The following is a 19,947-nucleotide window of genomic DNA, read 5'->3' as shown; positions in this document are numbered from 1 at the left end:
AGATGCCATAGAATTCTGAGCAGAAAAGCTGTCAGGCTTATTGTACGGTACCTTTCCTGACAGAATCGGTCAGTGAAAACGGAATTTCCGCAGTCAAAAGACAAGAGCAATAGTGAAATGGGATCCCCGGCAGAATGAGGAAATCCCTGCGTCCATCCTTGCGGGAGCGGGGGCGGACCGATATAATTAAGGACAAGTTATGACATGGAATTGATACTGAAGGTGGGTCAAGGAATTGGAACAACATCAGAACGGGGAACCGTTTGTGTATATTTCCCGGCGTCAAGAGGATACCGAAACGCTGGCAGCCTGGCTTGCAAACGCGGCTGTACCGGGTACCGTCATCGGTCTGGACGGCGATTTGGGAGCGGGGAAAACGGCCTTTTCGCAGTTCTTTGCCAAGCATCTGGGCGTGAAGGGGATCGTCAACAGCCCTACGTTTACCATTATCAAGGAATATGAGGGGCGTCTGCCTTTTTATCATATGGATGTGTACCGGGTGTCGCTGGAAGAGGCGGAGGACCTGGGTCTGGACGAATATTTTTACGGCAGTGGTGTCAGCCTCGTGGAATGGTCGCAAATCGTGGAGGAGCTGCTGCCGAAGCTGCATCTGCATCTCTACATCGAGACGGCCGGGGAAACCGAGCGGAAAATTACGGTGCAGGGCTTCGGTGAGCCCTATGAAGAATGGTGCAGAAGTCTGAAACAGAATGGAGTCTTTACAGAATGAATCAACCACAATCACAGCCGCTTAAGCGGTTTTTGGCGTTGGATACGTCCACTGCATGCCTGGCCCTGGCCGTCATGGAAAATGGCAGAGTGCTGCACACGATCAAAGCCGCCGGGGAGCGTAATCATTCGGTTCATCTGCTTCCGCTGGTACAAAAGGGGCTTGCAGAAGCCGGCCTAGCATCAAGCGATGTGGATGGCATTGCCGTAGGCATCGGCCCCGGATCGTATACGGGAACCCGGATTGCCGTCACGGCAGCCAAGACGCTGGCCTGGGCGTGGAACATTCCGGTTGCCGGAATATCGAGTCTGCATGCCTTTGGATGGAGCGGACTGATGAACGCCTCCGATCCGGGCGCAGGGGAGAACTGGATCATTCCTTTGATGGATGCCCGAAGAGGCCAGGCGTATACGTCGCTGTTCCGGGCCACAGGAAACGGCATGCCTGTCCGCGTGAAAGAGGATGCCATCCGTCTGATGGATCCTTGGGTGGAGGAGGTTGAACATCTGCTGAAGGAAACGCCTGCAGAACAGCAGCCGGAAGGTGTATGGTTTATCGGCGATAACAGCAATCACGATGCCGCGGCTGAACGCCTACGTCCCCTGCTTGGCGACCGTCTGCATATCCTCATGAGCGATATGGAAGGCGAGCCGGTAGGCCGGCTTGGAGCAGAGCGCCTGATGCAGGGCGAGAAAGATGACGTGCACCGCCTGGTGCCGAACTATACGCAGCTGGCAGAAGCCGAGAAGCTTCTGCGGAAGCCTTGAAGGGAGTCTGTCATAAAGTCATGGAGCAGGAGCTATACCCGAGCAATGAAGGATTGACCTTCCGCCAAATGGCGCTTGAAGATATCCCGGATGTGATGGTAATTGAGCATGAGGCCTTCACGCTTCCATGGACGGAGGAGGCTTTTCGCAATGAGCTTACCCAGAACCATTTTGCCCGGTACATGATCATGCAGTATCTGGGTCAGCCGATCGGCTATGCGGGCATGTGGACGGTCATTGACGAAGCGCATGTGACCAACATTGCTGTTCTTCAGGCATACCGTGGGCGGAAGTGGGGAGAGCTTCTCCTGCGCGAGCTGATGCAAACGGCCGCTCAGCTGGGGATGCAGCGGATGACGCTCGAGGTAAGGGTGTCGAATGATGTAGCGCAAAATTTGTATCGTAAATTGGGATTTAAGCCTGCCGGTCTCCGCAAAGGTTATTATTCAGATAACCAGGAGGATGCCATGATCATGTGGGCGGATCTGCCGGAGCGCGGGAGCGCGTACGGCAGTGGGGAAGGAAGCGAAGCGTACTGATGAGTGAATTTCTTAATGAACATAAACCTGTGTATATATTGGCGGTGGAGACAAGCTGCGATGAGACTTCGGTTGCGGTCGTGAAGGACGGCAACGTGGTCCTCAGCAACCTGATCGCGAGCCAGATCGAAACGCATAAAGCTTTCGGCGGCGTGGTGCCCGAGGTGGCATCGCGCAAGCATGTGGAGAACATTACGCTGATGCTCGAGGAAGCCGTGAAGAAGGCGGGGATCGGCCTGCAGGATATTACAGCTGTCGCCGTTACGCAAGGGCCCGGTCTGGTCGGCGCCCTGCTGGTCGGCGTGGTCGCCGCCACCAGCCTCGCGATGGCGCTGAACAAGCCGCTGATCGGCACCCATCATATTGCGGGGCATATTTATGCGAACCGTCTGGTAGCGCATCTGGAGTACCCTTGCATGGCATTGGTCGTTTCCGGAGGACACACCGAGCTGGTATACATGAAGTCCGAAGGCAGCTTTGAAGTGATCGGCCGTACCCGCGACGATGCCGTTGGCGAAGCCTACGATAAGGTTGCGCGCGCGATCGGCTTCCCTTATCCGGGCGGACCGCATGTGGACCGTCTGGCGCTGGAAGCGGAGGAAGCGATCGAGCTGCCGCGCGTATGGCTGGAGCCCGATTCGTACGACTTCAGCTTCAGCGGCCTGAAATCGGCCGTCCTGAATGTCGTCAACCAGCGCAAAATGCGCGGCGAGCCACCGATGGAGGGTGCCATTGCCCGCGGATTCCAGGAATCGGTCGTGGAAGTGCTCGTGACCAAGGCGATTCGTGCGGTCAAGGCTTACGATGCCAAGCAGCTGCTGCTCTGCGGAGGCGTGGCTGCCAACCGCGGGCTGCGCGGTGAGCTGGAACGGCAGTGCCGGGAGCAAGGGATCGAGCTCATCATCCCGCCTTTCGGATACTGTACGGATAATGCGGCCATGATCGGTGCCGCGGCTTACCTGAAGTGGAAGGAACGCAAGTTTACGTCTCTGGATATGAAGGCCATGCCGCAATTTTCTCTGGAAGAATGGTCGGTCCAGGCATAAATCAACGCCGACTTGGATACATTTTGGATATAGCCTATTGACAGCTTTTGGGTTAAACTTTATAATCAGTTCAAATTCCAAATGGATATGTGAAACGCTATGAACAGGAGCAGTAGGCGTCCGGGATTAGAGAACTGCGGGATGGTGCAACGCAGTCGAAGGAACCTGCAACTCGCCTGGGAGCGGAGCAGTGGAAATGCCGGATCTTGAGATCCGGGCCGGTCGTGCACGCCGGATAGTATACTGCTACGGTCAGCCGCCGTAATGGGCTTCGAGGGGTTTCCCGGATTCCGATTGCCGGAAGCAGGGAAGCAACAAGAGTGGTACCGCGAAGGTGAACAGCCTGTCGTCTCTTGATTACAAGAGATGGCAGGCTTTTTTGCATCCAGAAATAAGACCTGACTTGAATAGATGTAAACGCGATGAACGGGAGCAGTAAAAGGAAATCCGGCACGTCAGAGAGCTGCGGGTTGGTGCGACGCAGCGGCGGAATCCTTTGAATCTCGCCCGGAAGCGGAGCGGTGGAAACGATGCAGGACGTACACCGCAAACGGCTGACCCCCGTTACAGGGAACCTCCGGATCGAAGTTAAAGCGATGCGGAGAACGAGGAGGGCATGTTCAGTTTCGGAATCGACTGCACATGCCAAGAAGAGTGGTACCGCGGAGGGTGTTTCGCCCGTCGTCTCTTGATTACAAGAGATGGCGGGCTTTTTGGCATGCATGCGGGAATGCAAACAGCATGCGGCCTTGCTGCCGGCAGCAGTGGGTGGATCATGGAAGCCGCAAGTCGACGTGCGGTTTTCTGAAAGAGATTCAGTTAGGTAATTTTGAAAGTTAAAATGCTTGTTGGATGAATAGATGAAGACATGACGTTTTATAAAAAAGATCCATATAGGGAGGATATCAACCCATGACCGATAACAAAAGAATCCATATTTTTGATACGACGCTGCGTGACGGAGAGCAGGCGCCCGGCGCCAGCGTGAAGCCGGAGCAGAAAATCCATCTGGCGGCCAAATTGATTGAACTGGGCGTAGATGTCATCGAGCCGGGATTTCCGATTTCAAGCCCCGGGGAATTCGCCGCCGTTCAGGAAATTTCATGCCGCTTTCAGCAGGTGGAAATCTGCGGCTTTGCCCGCGCCGTAAAGGGAGACATTGAAGCAGCCGTGAAAGCGACCCAGGATGCGGCGCGGCGGCGGATCCATCTTTTCATTTCTTCGTCGGACATTCATCTGCAGCATCAAATGCGCAAAACACGGAAGGAAGCGGTAGCCCTGGCCCGGGAGATGACGGCATACGCCAGACAATTCTCCGATGTGGTAGAGTTTACGGCAATGGATGCGACGCGTACGCGGATCGAGGACTTGATCGAGATGGTGGAGGTTGCGATCGAGGAAGGAGCTTCCATCATCAATCTGCCGGATACGGTCGGATACGCGCTGCCCCAGGAATACGGCGAAATGTTCCGCCGCGTCCGCGACGAAGCCCGGGGAGGCCAAACCGTCCAGTACAGCGCCCATTGCCATAATGATCTGGGCTTGGCGGTAGCCAACAGCCTGGCGGCGATTCAAAACGGGGCTACCCAGGTTGAAGTGACGATCAACGGCATCGGCGAGAGAACTGGCAATGCCGCGCTGGAGGAGCTGGTAATGGCGCTTGAAACGCGTGGTGACACGCTGGGATATACGACGGGTATCGCCATCGACAAGCTGTATGAAACCTCGCGGTTAATCAGCGGAGCGATGCATTTTCCGATGGCGTACAACAAGCCGATCGTCGGCCGCAACGCCTTCCAGCATGAATCCGGCATCCATCAGGACGGCTTGCTGAAGGATCGCAGCACTTATGAGATTATGAATCCGGATAAGATGGGCATTCCGCGCAGCATGATCATTCTCGGCAAACACTCCGGGCGCCATGCGCTCCGTGACCGTTTGGCCCGCTACGGAATCGAGATTCAGGGAGAGGAGCTGGACCGTTTCTACCATGTGTTCAAGGAAGCGGCCGATCAACTGAAGGTCGTCAGTGACAATCAGCTGCTGCAGATGGTGAGTCATTCGCTGGGCAAACCGGCGCAGGTTTACGAGCTGGGCGATGTTCAGGTTGTGGCGGGCAGCGCCGCGAACCGGGTGGCGGCGGTAACCCTGCGCCACCTTCATGAGAACCGCGAGACCTCTCACTCGAGCATGGGCAATGGACCGCTGGAAGCCGTCATCGCTGCCATCAGCCAAGGAATCGATGCCGAGATCACGTTCGGTGACCTGGAGCTTCATTCCTTGAGCGGAGGAGAGGATGCCCATGCGGAAGCGGCGGTCAGCGTTGAACGGAAAGGGAAAACGTACCGGGGCACGGCCGTTCATCATGATATCGTTATGGCAGCCGGCCTGGCCTATGTAGCGGCCTGCAACAGCGCGGTGTTGTCAGCAGAGGATGAGGAGCAGCCGCTGCAGGTGAAATGACATAGATAATGAGGCTGTCGCCTAAACGGCAGCCTTTTCAAGCCCGTCACTTCATCCGAAGTAACGGGCTTTTTTTGCAGCATTCGACAATATTTTTGTCGAGTTGTGGACAAGGTTATCCACATATTCAATGAAATTTGTGTACAAATGGGTGTTTAAAGCGAAAACCGTTGGTTTATAAGGGTTTTGAAAACGGGGATATTGCTTTCATTTTCATAAAGCAAAAACTGTGGATAATGTGGATAAATTGGTGGATAAAAGTGGATGCTGCCATGGAGTCTTCATTTAATCATAAAAAAATGGCCTTGGGGGCCATTTTTTTGATTGGGTTATGCACCGTTTATGTGGATAAGCATGTGCACAAACCTCAGTTTATAAAAATAAGTTATTTTTGTGAATTTGACAAATTTCTATTTCTTGATCTCAAAGACCTATAATCCATGTCTTAAGGCGGATCATTCGCTGGCAAGGGTTTCCCACTCGGCAAAGACTTCTTCCAGTTGTTTTTTCTTGGACTCCTGATCCTGTTGATGCTGCTGCAGCGCCATATAATCCTGATAAACCTCAGGCTTGGCCATTTCCGCATCCAGCCCGGCAATCTCCGACTCCAGCTGCTGGATCTGCTCCTCCAAGGCGGCGATTCTGCGCTGGCGGTTCCGTTCCTCGCGCTTGGCCTGTTTGTCTGCTTCAAAGGAATTGACGCCCGTTTTGTCGACGGTTTCGGCAGCATTCTCCTGCTTCGTCACCTTGCCGCCCGCAGCCTCGAGCGCTTCCTTCGATAATTCCTCAAGTTCCAGCTTTTTGGCCGTGTAATCGTCATAATTCCCCAGGAAATGTTCCACGCCCTGCGGATGAAGCTCAACGATGCGCTCGGCCATTTTATTCAGGAAGTAACGGTCATGGGAAATGAAAAGAAGGGTTCCCTCATAATCGATCAGCGCCGATTCAAGCACCTCTTTGCTGAACAGATCCAAATGGTTGGTCGGTTCGTCAAGAATAAGCATATTGGCTTCCAGCAGCATCAGTTTTGCCAGCGCGACGCGCGCTTTTTCGCCGCCGCTGAGGGCAGAGACTTTTTTCAGAACGTCTTCGCCGCTGAACAGAAAGTTGCCGAGCACGGTCCGGATTCGGGCTTCCTCCATATGCGGATATTGGCTCCACAGCTCCTCCAGCACCGTATTGGACGGGGTGAGGTTTGTCTGTTCCTGATCGTAGTAGCCAATCTTCACTTTCGTTCCCCAGTTGATTGACCCGGACTCCTGGCGGAAGCTACCGATCAAGCACTTGAGCAGCGTCGATTTGCCGATACCATTCGGACCGATGAGAGCCACGGTTTCCCCGCGGTGCAGATCGAATGAAACATTGGAAAACAGCTTGTGCGAAGGGGAAAAGGATACGGCAAGCTGATTGACCTGCAGCACATCCTTACCCGACATGTACTCCACATCAAAAGAAAAGCTGGCTTTTTTCAGATCGCCCATCGGCCTATCGATCCGCTCCATTTTATCAAGCGCTTTGCGGCGGCTCTGCGCCCGCTTGGTCGTGGAGGCCCGGACGATGTTTTTTTGGATAAAATCCTCCATTCGGGCGATCTCATCCTGCTGCTTCTCGAACTGCTTCATGGCCGATTCATATTCGGCCGCCTTCAGATCGATATAGCGGCTGTAGTTGCCGGTGTAGCGCTTCGACTGATGACGTTCGATCTCCACGATGGCCGTGACAAGCCGGTCCAGGAAGTAGCGGTCATGGGAAACGACGAGCAGCGCGCCGGCATAGGACCGCAAATAATCCTCCAGCCACGTCAATGTGGCAATGTCCAAATGGTTGGTCGGTTCGTCGAGCATGAGCAGATCCGGCGCCTGGAGCAGAATGCGGGCCAACGCTAAACGGGTCTTCTGACCGCCGCTGAGCGTTGAGATGGGCGTATCCGGCGCGAAGCTGCCAAAACCCATGCCGTGCAGCACGCTGCGGATGCGGGTATCCATCTCATAGCCGCCATGATCCTTAAACCAGTCGGAGCGGACCGCATAGCGGTCGAGCAGCTCCTGATATTTTTTCGGATTGTCCATCTCCGCCGGGTCTGCGATTTGCTGTTCGAGCAAGCGCAGCTCTTTTTCCGTTTCGATAAGCGGAGAGAAGACATTCATCATTTCTTCCCAGATGGTGCGGTCGGATTGAAGTCCGCTATTCTGGGCAAGATAGCCGATCGTCGTTTCCTTGGATTTATAAATCTGACCCCCGTCATACGAGATTTCACCGGCCAAAATTTGCAGAAGGGTGGATTTGCCGGCACCGTTGACGCCGACGAGCCCTACGCGCTCCCGTTCCTGAATCTGCAGATGAATCCCATCGAGGATGGGCTCGATTCCATATAATTTTCGAATTCCACTTGCTTGAAGCAGCATGAGCTGTTTAACCTCCGTCTACACGGGATGATAATCAGGGCCGTGAAGCCCGATTCATCATCCCTATATTCATGAAATAAGATAGCAAAGAAATAGTCCCTTCAATGCATGTATCGTTTGTTTAATCACAGTGTACATGAAAGTTCAAGAATTCGCGACTTATCGGGGCAGGACTTCAGACCAATCTTGGCGAAAATGGAGCAACAGTGGTAAACTAAGAGCAAAATGAACCCGCAGGATGGACGAGTGTTCATGTAGCGGATTGGAAAACTGAAAATGAAATGAAATTTCCGAAAACTAAATTTACTTTGATGAGGAAGGCAGCTGTTTTGAAGCGATGAACGGCGAACAAGCCATCATACAGGAACGCAAAGCCCAGCTACGCCTTCGAATGTCCGGTGTTCGCGGCGCACTGCCCCCGGAGCAGCATCGGGAATATTCCGAGATGGCTTGCGCAAGGGCAGCCGGCTGGCTTTCGCACAACCATATCCGGAGCATGCTGGTGTATGTGCCTTTTCGCAGCGAGCTGGATACGAAACCGCTGATTGAGCAGGCGTGGCAGAAAGGCATTGCTGTATATGCGCCCCGCTGCAGGCGGGAGGACTGCTCGATGACGCTTCATCGGCTGCGAAGCTGGGACGAGCTGGACGCGGGCTCTTATGGCATTTTGGAGCCGAATCCGCTGGTTTCGCCTGCGGTTTCCGAAGAATTCGTGCCTGAAGCGATTTTTGCGCCGGGGCTGGCTTTTGATCGGGCAGGCGGAAGATTAGGTTACGGAGGCGGTTATTATGACCGTCTTCATGCACGTATTCGGGTTTCGGAAGGAGCTGGGAAGCCGCCTGAGTGGGCGGGCATCGGATTTGAGATCCAAGTGATCGAAGAGGTTCCCATGGAAAAGACCGACGCGCGTCTTCAGGTTCTGATTACGGAAGCGGAATGTTTGCAAATCAACGAGGAGGCTGAAGATGGAGCTGACGCATTTTAATGAACAAGGCAGAGCGAAGATGGTGGACGTTTCGGATAAGGAGATCACTTCGCGGACGGCGGTTGCGCAGACGATGGTGAAGATGGCTCCGGAGACGCTAAACCGGATTAAGGAAGGGAAGATCGGCAAAGGCGACGTGCTTGCCGTCGCTTCGGTAGCCGGCGTTATGGCGGCGAAGAAAACGTCCGACTGGATTCCGATGTGCCACCCGCTGCCGTTAACGGGAATTGACATTCAATTCACGGATAACGGGAAGGATGAGCTATATATAGAAGGAACCGTGAAGACGACCGGAAAAACGGGCGTGGAAATGGAGGCGTTGACCGCCGTTTCGGCCGCAGCCCTGACCGTGTACGATATGTGCAAAGCGCTGCAGAAGGACATGATCATCGGACCGACGATGCTGAAGTCCAAGACCGGAGGCAAAAGCGGCGATTATCAGCGGGAATCGTCAGATTTGCTATAATCAAGTAAAAGGATGCGTAGGAGGAGGGGTGATCTCATGGTGTGGAAAACAGCGATCTTGACGGCAAGCGATAAAGGCTCAAGAGGTGAGCGTGAAGATACAAGCGCCCAGGTCATCCGGGAGCTGGTGGAGGAGGAACTGGGCGGGGAGATTGTGGAGTACCGGATCGTACCCGACGAGCAGGATGATATCATTGCATCACTCATTGAACTCACGGATTACTTTCAGGCCGATTTGGTGCTGACCACCGGAGGTACGGAGCTTGCGATCAGGGATGTCACGCCGGAGGCGACCCGGCGGGTCATTGAGCGGGAAGTGCCCGGGATGGCAGAGGCGATGCGAGCGACGGTCATGCAAAAGAACCGGGGAGCGATGCTGTTCAGAGGGATCGTCGGCATCCGCGGCCGGACCTTGATCGTCAATTTGCCGGGAACGCCTAAAGGGGTACACGAAAATTTGGCGGCCATTATGGATCAGCTGCCTGAAGCGCTGCTGATGGTTACGGGACAATTCCGCCAGTAGCCTAAAAATTACGGGCGGATTTCCAAATTTGTCACACTTATTTGATATTGTTGTGATTTGAGTTATGGTATGATATCTTTGTGGCAAAACTTTGTCTAAATCTAGTTCGTTATGTTTTGATAACAACAACTTTTGATTCTCTTTCCTCTATTAATCAAAGGCGGCGAGATGTGGTTTTTGCTTAAGGAGTAAAGTACAGAGAGGAGAATTTGATATGCTTAGTGGCATTGGCGTACCGGGTATTATTTTGCTGGTGATTCTGGCCCTGCTGTTGTTCGGACCGAACAAGCTTCCTGAGCTTGGACGTGCGGTTGGACGCACCTTCCGTGAGTTTAAGGATGGGGCCCGCGAAATTATCGGTGAAGACGACCAGGCTTCCCGCAACAACGAACCGGCAAAACCGCTGGCTTCTGCTCCAAGTGAAGTACAAGCCGCTGCTCCGGCAGCTTCGGCAAGCACTGCTGACAATAAACGTCTTCCTGAATAATCGTTCCGGAATGACTTTGAAATCCCTTCCGTGCGGGGAGGGATTTTGTTTTGTCCGCAGGCAGAAGAGATAGGATGGTGACAGCATGTCTGATAAACAGGTAGAAATGTCGATCGTCGATCACCTGGGTGAACTGCGCAAGCGCATCATTTTCATTCTGATCGTTCTGCTGCTGGGGCTGATCCTCGGTCTGATCTGCGCGAATCCTATTTATCAATACCTGATCAGCGTGGACTCGGCCAAGGACTTTCAGCTGCATGCGTTCGCCTTCTGGGACGGCATCGGCATGTACATGAAAATCGCCATGGTGGTGGCGCTCGTATTGACGATCCCGTTCACGGCATACCAGCTGTGGGCGTTCGTTAGCCCGGGCCTGCGTGAAATCGAGCGTAAAGCGGCACTGCGTTACGTGCCCTACGTCTTTATTTTATTCCTGATCGGCATTGCGTTCGGATACTACGTGGTCTTTCCGATGGCGCTCGGCTTCACGACGACGATTACGAAAAATATGGGCCTGACTGAAACCTACGGCATCTCCCAATATTTCAACTTCATGTTCACGCTGGTCGTGCCGATCGCGCTGCTGTTCGAGCTGCCGCTGATCGTCATGTTCTTGACCAAGCTCCGGATACTGAATCCGCGCAGACTGCGGAAGATGCGGAAGATATCGTATTTTGTGCTCGTATTCATCGCGATTGTCATCACGCCGCCGGACTTCATATCGGATTTCCTGGTGACGATCCCGCTGCTGCTGCTGTATGAGTTCAGCGTGTACTTGTCCTCGATCGTATACCGGAAGCAGCTTGCGGCCGATGAGGCGGCAGAGGAACGATATAAATTCCCTGCGAACATGGAATGATGCATGTGGTTAAGCAGGATTCAATGTATACAAAAGAGCAGCCTTCTCTAGTGCAGGGGGATGCTCTTTTTGTATTTTTACATCCATTCACTTCTAAATTTTTACCCGGTTCCCTGGCATATTTTAAAATGGGGTGGATAGAATGATGGAGTATGTGTTATCGGAGCTTCTTTTTATCAGGAGAGGACAAGCCATGCTCCATGAGACAAAAGCGCGGATTTCTTTGAAAAAAAGCAATCCATAGGACTTGAAATCTGCGCCCAAGTTGAGTATCATAAAGGTGGTTGTTAGCACTAGACGTTGTCGAGTGCTAATACATAACGACAACAACGCCGTTACAGAATCACAACATATTAACAAGGAGGCTATTTTTCATGATCAAACCTTTAGGTGACCGCGTATTGGTAGAACCGATCGAACAAGAGGAAACGACTTCATTCGGGATTGTCCTTCCGGACTCCGCGAAAGAAAAGCCGCAAGAAGGCAAAATTATCGCTATCGGCGGCGGGGCTGTGAAAGACGGAGTTCGCGTTCCTTTGGAAGTCAAAGAAGGCGACCGTGTTCTTTTCTCCAAGTATGCCGGAACAGAAATCAAGTATGAAGGTAAAGAGTATCTGATTATGAAAGAAAGCGACATTCACGCAATCGTAGGCTAAGGCCTGAACATAGGAACATACCAACACTATTTTATGGGAGGTTTTTATCAACATGGCAAAAGATATCCGTTTCAGTGAAGACGCACGCCGCTCCATGCTGCGTGGTGTAGACGCTTTGGCTAACGCTGTAAAAGTGACGCTCGGACCTAAAGGCCGCAACGTCGTTCTGGAGAAAAAATTCGGCAGCCCGCTCATTACTAATGACGGCGTGACGATCGCAAAAGAAATCGAGCTGGAAGACGCTTTTGAAAACATGGGCGCTCAGCTGGTTAAAGAAGTAGCGACCAAAACCAATGACGTAGCCGGTGACGGTACGACAACAGCAACGGTTCTGGCTCAAGCCATGATCCGCGAAGGTCTGAAAAACGTAACTGCTGGCGCTAACCCGATGGTCATCCGCAAAGGGATCGACAAAGCGGTTAAGGCTGCGGTAACTGAATTGAAAAACATCGCAATCGCAGTGAACGACAACCAAAAAATCGCTCAAGTCGCTTCGATCTCCGCTGCTGACGAAGAAGTTGGCCAACTGATCGCCGAAGCGATGGAAAAAGTGGGTAAAGACGGTGTCATCACCGTTGAAGAATCCCGCGGATTCAATACGGAGCTGGAAGTCGTGGAAGGCATGCAGTTCGACCGCGGTTATGTATCTCCATACATGATCACCGATACGGACAAAATGGAAGCTGTTCTGGACAATCCATACATCCTGATCACCGACAAAAAAATCTCCACAACCCAAGAAATCCTGCCATTGCTCGAGAAAATCGTACAACAAGGCAGACCGCTCGTCATCATCGCTGAAGATATCGAAGGCGAAGCACAAGCGATGCTGGTTGTGAACAAACTGCGCGGAACGTTCAACGCTGTTGCCGTTAAAGCTCCTGGCTTTGGTGACCGCCGCGAAGCGATGCTGCAGGATATCGCTGCCCTGACTGGCGGCCAAGTGATCACCGAGAAGCTCGGTCTGGACCTGAAGAGCGCTTCGATCGATCAATTGGGCAACGCACGTCAAGTGCGCGTAACGAAAGAAAACACGACGATCGTGGACGGAAGCGGCGACAAATCCGACATCACGGCTCGCGTGAACCAAATCCGTGCGCAGCTGGAAGAAACCACTTCCGAGTTCGACAAAGAAAAACTGCAAGAGCGTCTGGCTAAACTGGCTGGCGGCGTAGCGGTTATCAAAGTCGGCGCTGCAACCGAAACCGAACTGAAAGAACGCAAACTGCGCATCGAAGACGCCCTGAACGCAACCCGTGCTGCGGTTGAAGAAGGTATCGTGTCCGGTGGCGGTACAGCCCTCGTGAACGTATACAAAGCTGTAGCTGCAGTAGACGTGACTGGCGACGAAAAAACAGGCGTGAACATCGTTCTGCGCGCTCTGGAAGAGCCAATCCGCACGATCGCAGCGAACGCTGGCCAAGAAGGTTCCGTGATCGTGGAACGCCTGAAAAAAGAAGATGTCGGCGTAGGCTACAACGCTGCAACCGACGAGTGGGTGAACATGTTCGAAGCCGGAATCGTTGACCCTGCGAAAGTAACGCGTTCTGCCCTGCAAAACGCAGCTTCCGTAGCGGCGATGTTCCTGACCACTGAAGCCGTGATCGCTGACAAGCCAGAACCGGAAAAGGCAGCAATGCCTGATATGGGCGGCATGGGCGGTATGGGCGGCATGATGTAATAAGGGGTATAACCCCTTATGCATCAAGGGTTTCCTCTCGCGGAAACCCCGTTTGACCACATTTTGACCACATCGTGTAGAAGAGACATCTTAGAGGGAACTCTAAGGTGTCTTTTTTTGCTGTGAAATTACGTCTAAATCATTCGATGTTAGAATTATCTCCTTTAGTTTCGAATTGTTATTCTTGTATAGAGAGAGGAAGAATATAAATGGAATACTGGTTTGGTCCACATGTAGACCTCAACAATATCAGATCCAATCCAGATCAGTCTGAATGTTCCAATTGGAGATATGCAATTGAAATACCGTTCAAGAATAGACCGGAGGATGGTCCGACTGCTATTGTAATACTTAAAAATCCAAGCCAAGCAGGTAAACTTGTAAATAGTAGAGTTAAATCTGAGGCAATTGAGTTGAAATGTCCTTTAAATGGTCAGTATCCTGAGCAGATGTATTCATTTGTTAAGGATGTTAAATTTATGGAACAGTTGAAGGATCGGGGATTTAATAATACTGCTTCTGTTACACTCGTTTCCCGCAGACCATTTTATGAAGGTAAGAGCAACCATGGAATTTACAGATATTTTAGAGAAGAATATTCAATATATGGAGACATTTACAGGCCAACAGGACAAGGCAAGGATGACGAGTTTATATCTTTAATGGGACAATATTCATTTCAATGGAATGATTTGAATGAAAAAAGTAATTTCTATATTATCGAAATATAAGGATAAATCACTCCGCCCTAGTAGGGCGGAGTAGCTTTAAAGGCTTCTCATTAGTTCACCAAACTTATGGGAAGCTTCTTTTTTCATGGTTTTTGTAACGTGAAGATACACACGTTTTGTGATCTCATCGTCCTGATGTCCCAAGCGTTCCATGATCTCATGTATGCCCACGCCAGCCTCTGCCAGGAGGGACGTATGCGTGTGGCGTAAGGAGTGAGGAGTCAGTCCCTCGTTGAGGCCAGCAAGCTTCAGAAGCCTTCTCATACGATTTTGTATCGTCTTAATAAATTCGGGATAGCCCATATTCTTTGCAGTTTTTGCAAATACAAAATCGTTATCGTAGTAGACATCCCGATTCAACATCTTTAATTCGTTTTGTTTTGCTTTCAGTTTCTCTAGTTCTTTAAAAACACTAGGATCAAGCTCAATGGTCCTTCTTGAGGTACTTGTTTTAGGTGTTAGAAGTTGATAGTCTGTAGCCCTGTTTTTTGGATTGTAATAAGTCTTTGTAATGCTTACAGTATGCTCTGTAAATGACAGGTCTCTCCATTTCATAGCACATAGCTCTCCAACCCTCAGACCGCTATAAGCTAGAGTTGTAAATATGGCACAGTCACGTTCTAGTCCTTGTTCCTTTGCTGTTTGTAGAAAACGTGCCAGTTCTTCTTTCTCAAGATATTTGATTATCTGTTCTTCGTTTTCTATTTCTTCTACAGTCTTCTGGGGTCTTGGGAGCTTGGCGTATTGAGTAGGGTCATTTTTAATTACTTCCAGCTCTACAGCTTTTGAGAATATCATCTTGCCAGTAGAGTGTATCCCGGCTATTGTATTTAGTGCATATCCTTTCTCATAAAGGTCGACAAGTACGTCTTGGTACATCTTCTTAGAAACTTGCTTTACCTGATATCCCTCGAAGTATTCCATTAATTTACCAGATTCATGGTGCCGAACTCGGACGGTACTGACTTTAACAGATGTTTGATAGAGCTTAATCCACTCCGAAACAAATTCCTTAAACGAGATATCTTTCTCAGCTATGAAGGTTCCCTGTGCTAATTCCTGTTGGATTGCAGCAGCGGCAAGCTGAGCCTCCTTTTTTGTTTTAAATCCACTGACTGTCTTTTGTTTTCGTTTCCCTGTCCTAGGATCTCTCCCGAGATCTAATGAGAATGACCATGTAGCATCACAAGTGCATCTTTTACCATCACACTTGCAACCGCGTTTTCTGAAGTAACCTTGCATTTTGAGACCTCCATTGTATTATTTTGGTTTTTGGGTAAATAAAAAGCGAGGACACAGATTTGCTTCCGTCCTCGCTCGCATTATATGTTGCTTTGATTAATTAAAAGCGGCAGCTTGTTCCCTCTTGCTGTCAAGCCATGAGAAGAACTCATCACGATAAACGATTTTACGCTTATTAATCTGAATAAGTGGGAAATCAGGTGCCTTAGCTATCTCGTAGGTTGTTGATTTACTGAAACCTAGAATTCCCTGTACATCTTTGATTTGTAATACAAGAGGATAATCGTTCCGAGTCATATTAACACCTTCCTATAAATAATATTTAGTCATGGCACCTTAAGAAATGTAATCGGTATATTGTGTTATTGAATTCAACTTCAATAAGTATTACTAGATAATATATATTTTTGATAGAGAAGTTGGCGCGTCTAATACCTAAAAATCATTGAATTCAGAACGAAGGCCTATACCAATATATCCAAATTTGTTATCACCGTTAAATCGAAATCGAGTATACCTCAAGTCATTGGTTAGTTTTAAGCATTTATGAAATGCTTTGTTGCTCTCTTCAATAATTCCAACATTCCTGCAATACATTTTGTAGGCAGACTCTAAATCATCATTATGAATTCTAACTTCTGGATCAAATATGCAACAGCTGTTTACAAAGGCTAAGATAGAATTGTTTTGTTCCGAATAATTATTGGATAAATTTTCAATCTCATCACAAGTTGTGAACTGATAATTATTTTGACACCAGCGCTTTAAACCAATAAGCGACCATTGAGCAATATATGGGGCTTCCTTAACCAATTTCTCGAAAAGGTAGATATCTTGTCTTTCTTTCGGAACTTGAAAATTAAAGGGGAAAATGACTAGTCTTTCGCTAAAAGCATTTGATCTATCATTTCCTTTAATAATAGGTAAATGATTTCCTGCGAATAGTAATACAGCCTTATTAATGAATTTAAAAGCTTGACTGTATAAATATCGCGCCATGACATAATCACCACCTGATAATTTTTTAATAATATCCAAGCGATTGATAGCCAATTCTGACACTTCGCCACAAGCATTAAGCTTCTTACCGAAGAGTTGACATAAGAAATTCGACTGGTTCATTTCATCAAAGTTTAGAGTGGAAGAAAACTCAGTCCCAACCATATGCATTAGCAATTTGAGTATAATTGACTTACCTGAATCTTTAGGACCTAAGAGAAATGGAATTGCTTTCACATCTCTGATTTCGGATAATGTATATCCAAAAAGCTCTTGTAGTCTTAAATACTTCGAGTCATCACCATCTGTAATTTGTTGCATGAAGTTTTCGAAAGTGTCTCCTCTTGCTCTGTATTGATAGGGATACTCCGTATTTATAACCGATGTAAAGTAATAATCGGGACTATGATTATGAACCGAGAAATCACTTATTTTTACAACACAGTTCGAAAAAGCAACAAATTCTTTTCGTTTTATAAGATCTTTTTCACTTACTTGTAGTTGATCCGTAGCTTTTATCCATTGAATAATTTCTTCACTACTCTTAAATGTGATAAGTCCTTTCAACTGCTCAGGAATTTTTTGACGGACGAAAATATCTGCTTTATCTGTTAGGCCAACATGGTATCCAAGCGTTTGATTCCAGTAATATAGATTGTTTTCAATGACAGAAAACCTATATGAATTCATTAACACTTCAGCTAGGGAGTGATTGGAAAGTCTTTTCGGCGCTTTTTTTTCATTTGATCTTTCATGCTGTAGTTTTTTGGCTGGTGATTTTATTGATCCAGACCGCTTCGGAGGAATTACCGTTAAAGAAGTTCGAGATTCTTCCCTTTGAGTAGGAATGCGTTGTGATATGTTTTTTGTAGTGGAGTCTACGGATTTTTTTTTATGTTCGATGTGCAAGATCCCGGTATTCTCTTTATCCTGTGAATTACAGAGGAAACCGCTCCATAAGTTTGCATTCTTATCTTCGTCGTCGTGCTCATTAGGATGATAAATTCCACTTTTCATTTCATTACCAAATATTAATGGGATATCTTTATTACTTTGATTCTTACTAGTTCCATTCTGCTTCATAGTCAAGTATCTCCTCCGAATCTTCCTCTAACGATTGTTCATTAACCAGGTTTTGCTCTTCATAGGGAGGGAGGGCTTGTCGAACAACCGTCTTTAGAAATCTTTTCATCGGTTCGTTATTAGCAGAAACAGTTTCTCTTATAACTTGATCTTGAATTGGGTCATAACTACAAATGGTTAAACAGGCATTCGATCCATATTCCCAAAAAATATATATATAATCTTCCATGTTCAACTTAGTACTTGATGAAACCTTACCTATGGTTGCTTCAGATTTATAGTAAATCCTGGTGTTATCTTTAATTCTACAATCAATTCCAATTAATAAAGGGCTCGAAGGATTCAGATCTTCACTTGATGAGAATTCGAAATAGAGTTCGTCAAAATATCCTTTAACAAAAGATTGTTTATTCTGTCTTATCACAGCAATTGCTGATCGTGGTATTACCTGCTCAATTGAAAGTCCATTCAAAAGTGCGTTTCCATTGTCATTATTAATTATCAAACTGACACATCTACCAATACTTTCTTTACTTTGTTTGATCACCTCATGGAACTGATTCACTGTTTTTGATAACTTTTTTGATTCAATCATTGTAATCACCCTTTTTCTCAATTTATCCCGTGGTTTTAGGATAACTTGAGTTTACAAAAGACTAAACAAATTCAAAATACAGGGTACAATACACGCCGCTATAAAAAAATGTAGTAAGGCAGTATTGACAAATAAAATCATTATTGTTATTTACGGGGGAAGTTCTGTTCATAATGTTCATCCTTTTTTTAATCTTCAGACAATAGTTTGGATTCTGTTCATAGTGTTCATGCCTTTTTTATAAAGATTATGGGATTTTTATTCATACTAAATCTTGGGTTGATATTTAATGTAGTCTAATTCAGAATAAATGGATGAACAGTATGAACATTCATAATAGATTTTTATTAAGTAGAGGAGTATTTTTTGATGGATTACACTCGAACAATTATAGATGAAGTTTTATCCAACACAGTCAGTGCAATTGATGATTTTGAACATGATAGGGAGAAATATTCTCTTTTTGAAATAACTCAAGATGAGGATAGCTCTTTTCCAAATATAATTTTTGATGACCGGATCATTCTTTTTTTTGAGTTGTTGATAGGGAGTGAGAATCTGGGGGATAGCTTCATTTCTAGAAAGGTTGAAAATTCTCTTTATGAAAAGCAAGATTACGATGCTTTTCTATATTACTTCTTATCTGATATTAAAATGTATTTATTAAAAGATGCATTGATTAACCTAGTTGATTACTTTAGTATCAAAAATTCACGTTTAAAACATAAGGACATTGTGAATGAGCTATTCTATGGATTCGATGCATTTGAAAAACATGTTAAAGAATATATGTCGAATATAAAACATTCTGAGATGGATGAAGTCGATAGTGCTGTGCAGATGAATCTAGATGCTATTGAATTTAATGTTCCTAAGATATCATTTACTTGGTATGCTTATGCATTAAGCCACACTTATAAATACCTGCCAAAGTTAAAGAGTAGGAAAAGGCTTAATATTATTAATAGAAAATACTTATCGCTCAAATGGACCAGAAGTGAGTATCCAAATGAGGTGGAAATTTTCCGGAAAGCTCAGGGGAATTTCAAGAATTTTATTGAATCATTAATACAAGAAGGGAATTTATCCAATCGTTCACTTAATTTATACTTATTTAATGAAATTACAAATTTATATGATATTAATAATATCATCAGTCTTTTCAAGGATTCGCCTTATATGGAATACCAGCGAATTAGAATTGAGAACGAAATCAAAACTCTTGAAGACGCCAATGATAATGAAAGATACCATAGAAAAAAGCGCATTCTTGAAGGGGCAAGCCATATTGCTAAGATCAATGCCCTTGGTGTGAAAACTCTACTAATTGATGATCACTATAGTGAGGAATTGTTTACTAACGAGAAGGTATGGGGTACTTTTAACCGGATTTTTAACCATTGCAAAGATATCTTTAGCGATTTGTTGAATAAAGAATGTCAGTCGGAATATGAGTATGTTGACAGTAAAATCCGCCTGGATTATTGTGTGTATAAGCGCTTACATAATGATGAACCATATGAAAACCTTATCGATGAATTTCTGGAAGAGGGAATACCTATTTATGTCCCTTATGAATGTGAAGAGAATACTCATCTGTATGAAGCATATTCGTATGCGTATAAGGCTTTTTATAATAGTAGATATGGGGTAAAAAATTAAGTCTTGAAAGTTATTGATGCGATTACTAG

The 19,947-nt window shown here is 47.4% G+C and carries 19 protein-coding genes and 1 other annotated feature; of the genes, 14 read left to right on the top strand and 5 right to left on the bottom strand.

What is annotated here, in order from left to right; genetic code table 11:
• The first annotated feature begins 235 nt into the window (after window positions 1-235).
• The 5 genes from tsaE (at window position 236) to PCH05_RS16840 (ending at window position 5,545) form a co-directional block, all read left to right on the top strand.
• A complete protein-coding gene (gene tsaE, locus PCH05_RS16860) occupies window positions 236-730 on the top strand; it encodes a tRNA (adenosine(37)-N6)-threonylcarbamoyltransferase complex ATPase subunit type 1 TsaE (protein WP_127604008.1) in 495 nt (164 codons plus the stop codon).
• Complete coding sequence (gene tsaB, locus PCH05_RS16855) at window positions 727-1,497, top strand: tRNA (adenosine(37)-N6)-threonylcarbamoyltransferase complex dimerization subunit type 1 TsaB (protein ID WP_127604006.1); 771 nt, start codon at window positions 727-729, stop codon at window positions 1,495-1,497. Before tsaE ends, tsaB begins: the two co-directional genes overlap by 4 nt.
• A 20-nt stretch (window positions 1,498-1,517) precedes the next feature.
• A complete protein-coding gene (gene rimI / locus PCH05_RS16850) occupies window positions 1,518-2,036 on the top strand; it encodes a ribosomal protein S18-alanine N-acetyltransferase (RefSeq protein WP_127604004.1) in 519 nt (172 codons plus the stop codon).
• The gene (tsaD, locus tag PCH05_RS16845; RefSeq protein WP_127604002.1) at window positions 2,036-3,082 is read left to right on the top strand and encodes a tRNA (adenosine(37)-N6)-threonylcarbamoyltransferase complex transferase subunit TsaD; all 1,047 of its coding nucleotides are present in this window, start codon (window positions 2,036-2,038) and stop codon (window positions 3,080-3,082) included. Before rimI ends, tsaD begins: the two co-directional genes overlap by 1 nt.
• 413 nt (window positions 3,083-3,495) lie before the next feature.
• Window positions 3,496-3,774, top strand: a binding site (T-box leader).
• A 220-nt stretch (window positions 3,775-3,994) separates the two neighbouring features.
• Window positions 3,995-5,545 carry a 2-isopropylmalate synthase gene (locus PCH05_RS16840; RefSeq protein WP_127604000.1) on the top strand — a complete coding sequence of 517 codons (1,551 nt, stop codon included), beginning with the start codon at window positions 3,995-3,997 and terminating at the stop codon, window positions 5,543-5,545.
• Between the two features lie 455 nt (window positions 5,546-6,000).
• Here PCH05_RS16840 and PCH05_RS16835 read toward each other — a convergent pair whose 3' ends face one another.
• Entirely contained in the window at window positions 6,001-7,950 is a 1,950-nt protein-coding gene (locus PCH05_RS16835; protein WP_127603998.1) for an ABC-F family ATP-binding cassette domain-containing protein, read from the bottom strand.
• A gap of 337 nt (window positions 7,951-8,287) precedes the next feature.
• Between PCH05_RS16835 and PCH05_RS16830 the strand changes: the two genes are divergently transcribed.
• The 8 genes from PCH05_RS16830 (at window position 8,288) to PCH05_RS16795 (ending at window position 14,337) form a co-directional block, all read left to right on the top strand.
• The gene (locus PCH05_RS16830; RefSeq protein ID WP_127603995.1) at window positions 8,288-8,935 is read left to right on the top strand and encodes a 5-formyltetrahydrofolate cyclo-ligase; all 648 of its coding nucleotides are present in this window, start codon (window positions 8,288-8,290) and stop codon (window positions 8,933-8,935) included.
• Window positions 8,916-9,401, top strand: a complete 486-nt coding sequence (moaC, locus tag PCH05_RS16825; protein WP_127603993.1) for a cyclic pyranopterin monophosphate synthase MoaC — start codon at window positions 8,916-8,918, stop codon at window positions 9,399-9,401. The genes PCH05_RS16830 and moaC overlap by 20 nt, the downstream gene beginning before the upstream one ends.
• A gap of 36 nt (window positions 9,402-9,437) precedes the next feature.
• On the top strand, window positions 9,438-9,923 hold the full coding sequence (locus PCH05_RS16820) for a MogA/MoaB family molybdenum cofactor biosynthesis protein (protein ID WP_127603991.1): 486 nt from the start codon (window positions 9,438-9,440) through the stop codon (window positions 9,921-9,923).
• A 214-nt stretch (window positions 9,924-10,137) separates the two neighbouring features.
• Entirely contained in the window at window positions 10,138-10,410 is a 273-nt protein-coding gene (locus PCH05_RS16815; protein WP_127603989.1) for a twin-arginine translocase TatA/TatE family subunit, read from the top strand.
• A gap of 85 nt (window positions 10,411-10,495) precedes the next feature.
• Window positions 10,496-11,269 (top strand): twin-arginine translocase subunit TatC, encoded by a 774-nt coding sequence (gene tatC / locus PCH05_RS16810; protein ID WP_127603987.1) that lies wholly within the window; start codon window positions 10,496-10,498, stop codon window positions 11,267-11,269.
• Between the two features lie 374 nt (window positions 11,270-11,643).
• Window positions 11,644-11,925, top strand: coding sequence for a co-chaperone GroES (gene groES, locus PCH05_RS16805; RefSeq protein WP_127603985.1), 282 nt, complete (start codon window positions 11,644-11,646; stop codon window positions 11,923-11,925).
• A 52-nt stretch (window positions 11,926-11,977) separates the two neighbouring features.
• Window positions 11,978-13,606, top strand: coding sequence for a chaperonin GroEL (gene groL, locus PCH05_RS16800; protein WP_127603983.1), 1,629 nt, complete (start codon window positions 11,978-11,980; stop codon window positions 13,604-13,606).
• Window positions 13,607-13,815: 209 nt separating this feature from the next.
• Window positions 13,816-14,337 (top strand): hypothetical protein, encoded by a 522-nt coding sequence (locus tag PCH05_RS16795; protein ID WP_127603980.1) that lies wholly within the window; start codon window positions 13,816-13,818, stop codon window positions 14,335-14,337.
• A 36-nt stretch (window positions 14,338-14,373) separates the two neighbouring features.
• Here PCH05_RS16795 and PCH05_RS16790 read toward each other — a convergent pair whose 3' ends face one another.
• From PCH05_RS16790 to PCH05_RS16775, 4 genes are all read right to left on the bottom strand, one after another.
• Window positions 14,374-15,579 (bottom strand): site-specific integrase, encoded by a 1,206-nt coding sequence (locus PCH05_RS16790; protein WP_127603978.1) that lies wholly within the window; start codon window positions 15,577-15,579, stop codon window positions 14,374-14,376.
• Window positions 15,580-15,675: 96 nt separating this feature from the next.
• Entirely contained in the window at window positions 15,676-15,876 is a 201-nt protein-coding gene (locus PCH05_RS16785) for a helix-turn-helix transcriptional regulator (RefSeq protein ID WP_127603976.1), read from the bottom strand.
• Between the two features lie 138 nt (window positions 15,877-16,014).
• Window positions 16,015-17,661 carry a DNA primase family protein gene (locus PCH05_RS16780; RefSeq protein WP_127603974.1) on the bottom strand — a complete coding sequence of 549 codons (1,647 nt, stop codon included), beginning with the start codon at window positions 17,659-17,661 and terminating at the stop codon, window positions 16,015-16,017.
• Window positions 17,642-18,256 (bottom strand): hypothetical protein, encoded by a 615-nt coding sequence (locus PCH05_RS16775; RefSeq protein ID WP_127603972.1) that lies wholly within the window; start codon window positions 18,254-18,256, stop codon window positions 17,642-17,644. Before PCH05_RS16775 ends, PCH05_RS16780 begins: the two co-directional genes overlap by 20 nt.
• A 369-nt stretch (window positions 18,257-18,625) precedes the next feature.
• On the opposite strand from PCH05_RS16775, the gene PCH05_RS16770 reads away from it, so the two are divergent.
• Window positions 18,626-19,918: a hypothetical protein gene (locus PCH05_RS16770; protein WP_127603970.1), complete on the top strand. Its 1,293-nt coding sequence runs from the start codon at window positions 18,626-18,628 to the stop codon at window positions 19,916-19,918.
• The last annotated feature ends 29 nt before the right edge of the window (window positions 19,919-19,947 follow it).

Origin of the sequence: Paenibacillus chibensis (assembly GCF_004001045.1) — a bacterium.
In the GTDB taxonomy this organism is placed as follows: domain Bacteria; phylum Bacillota; class Bacilli; order Paenibacillales; family Paenibacillaceae; genus Paenibacillus_AQ; species Paenibacillus_AQ chibensis.
The sequence above is the reverse complement of the archived record's forward strand: the minus strand, read 5'-3'. Positions and strand labels throughout refer to the sequence as shown.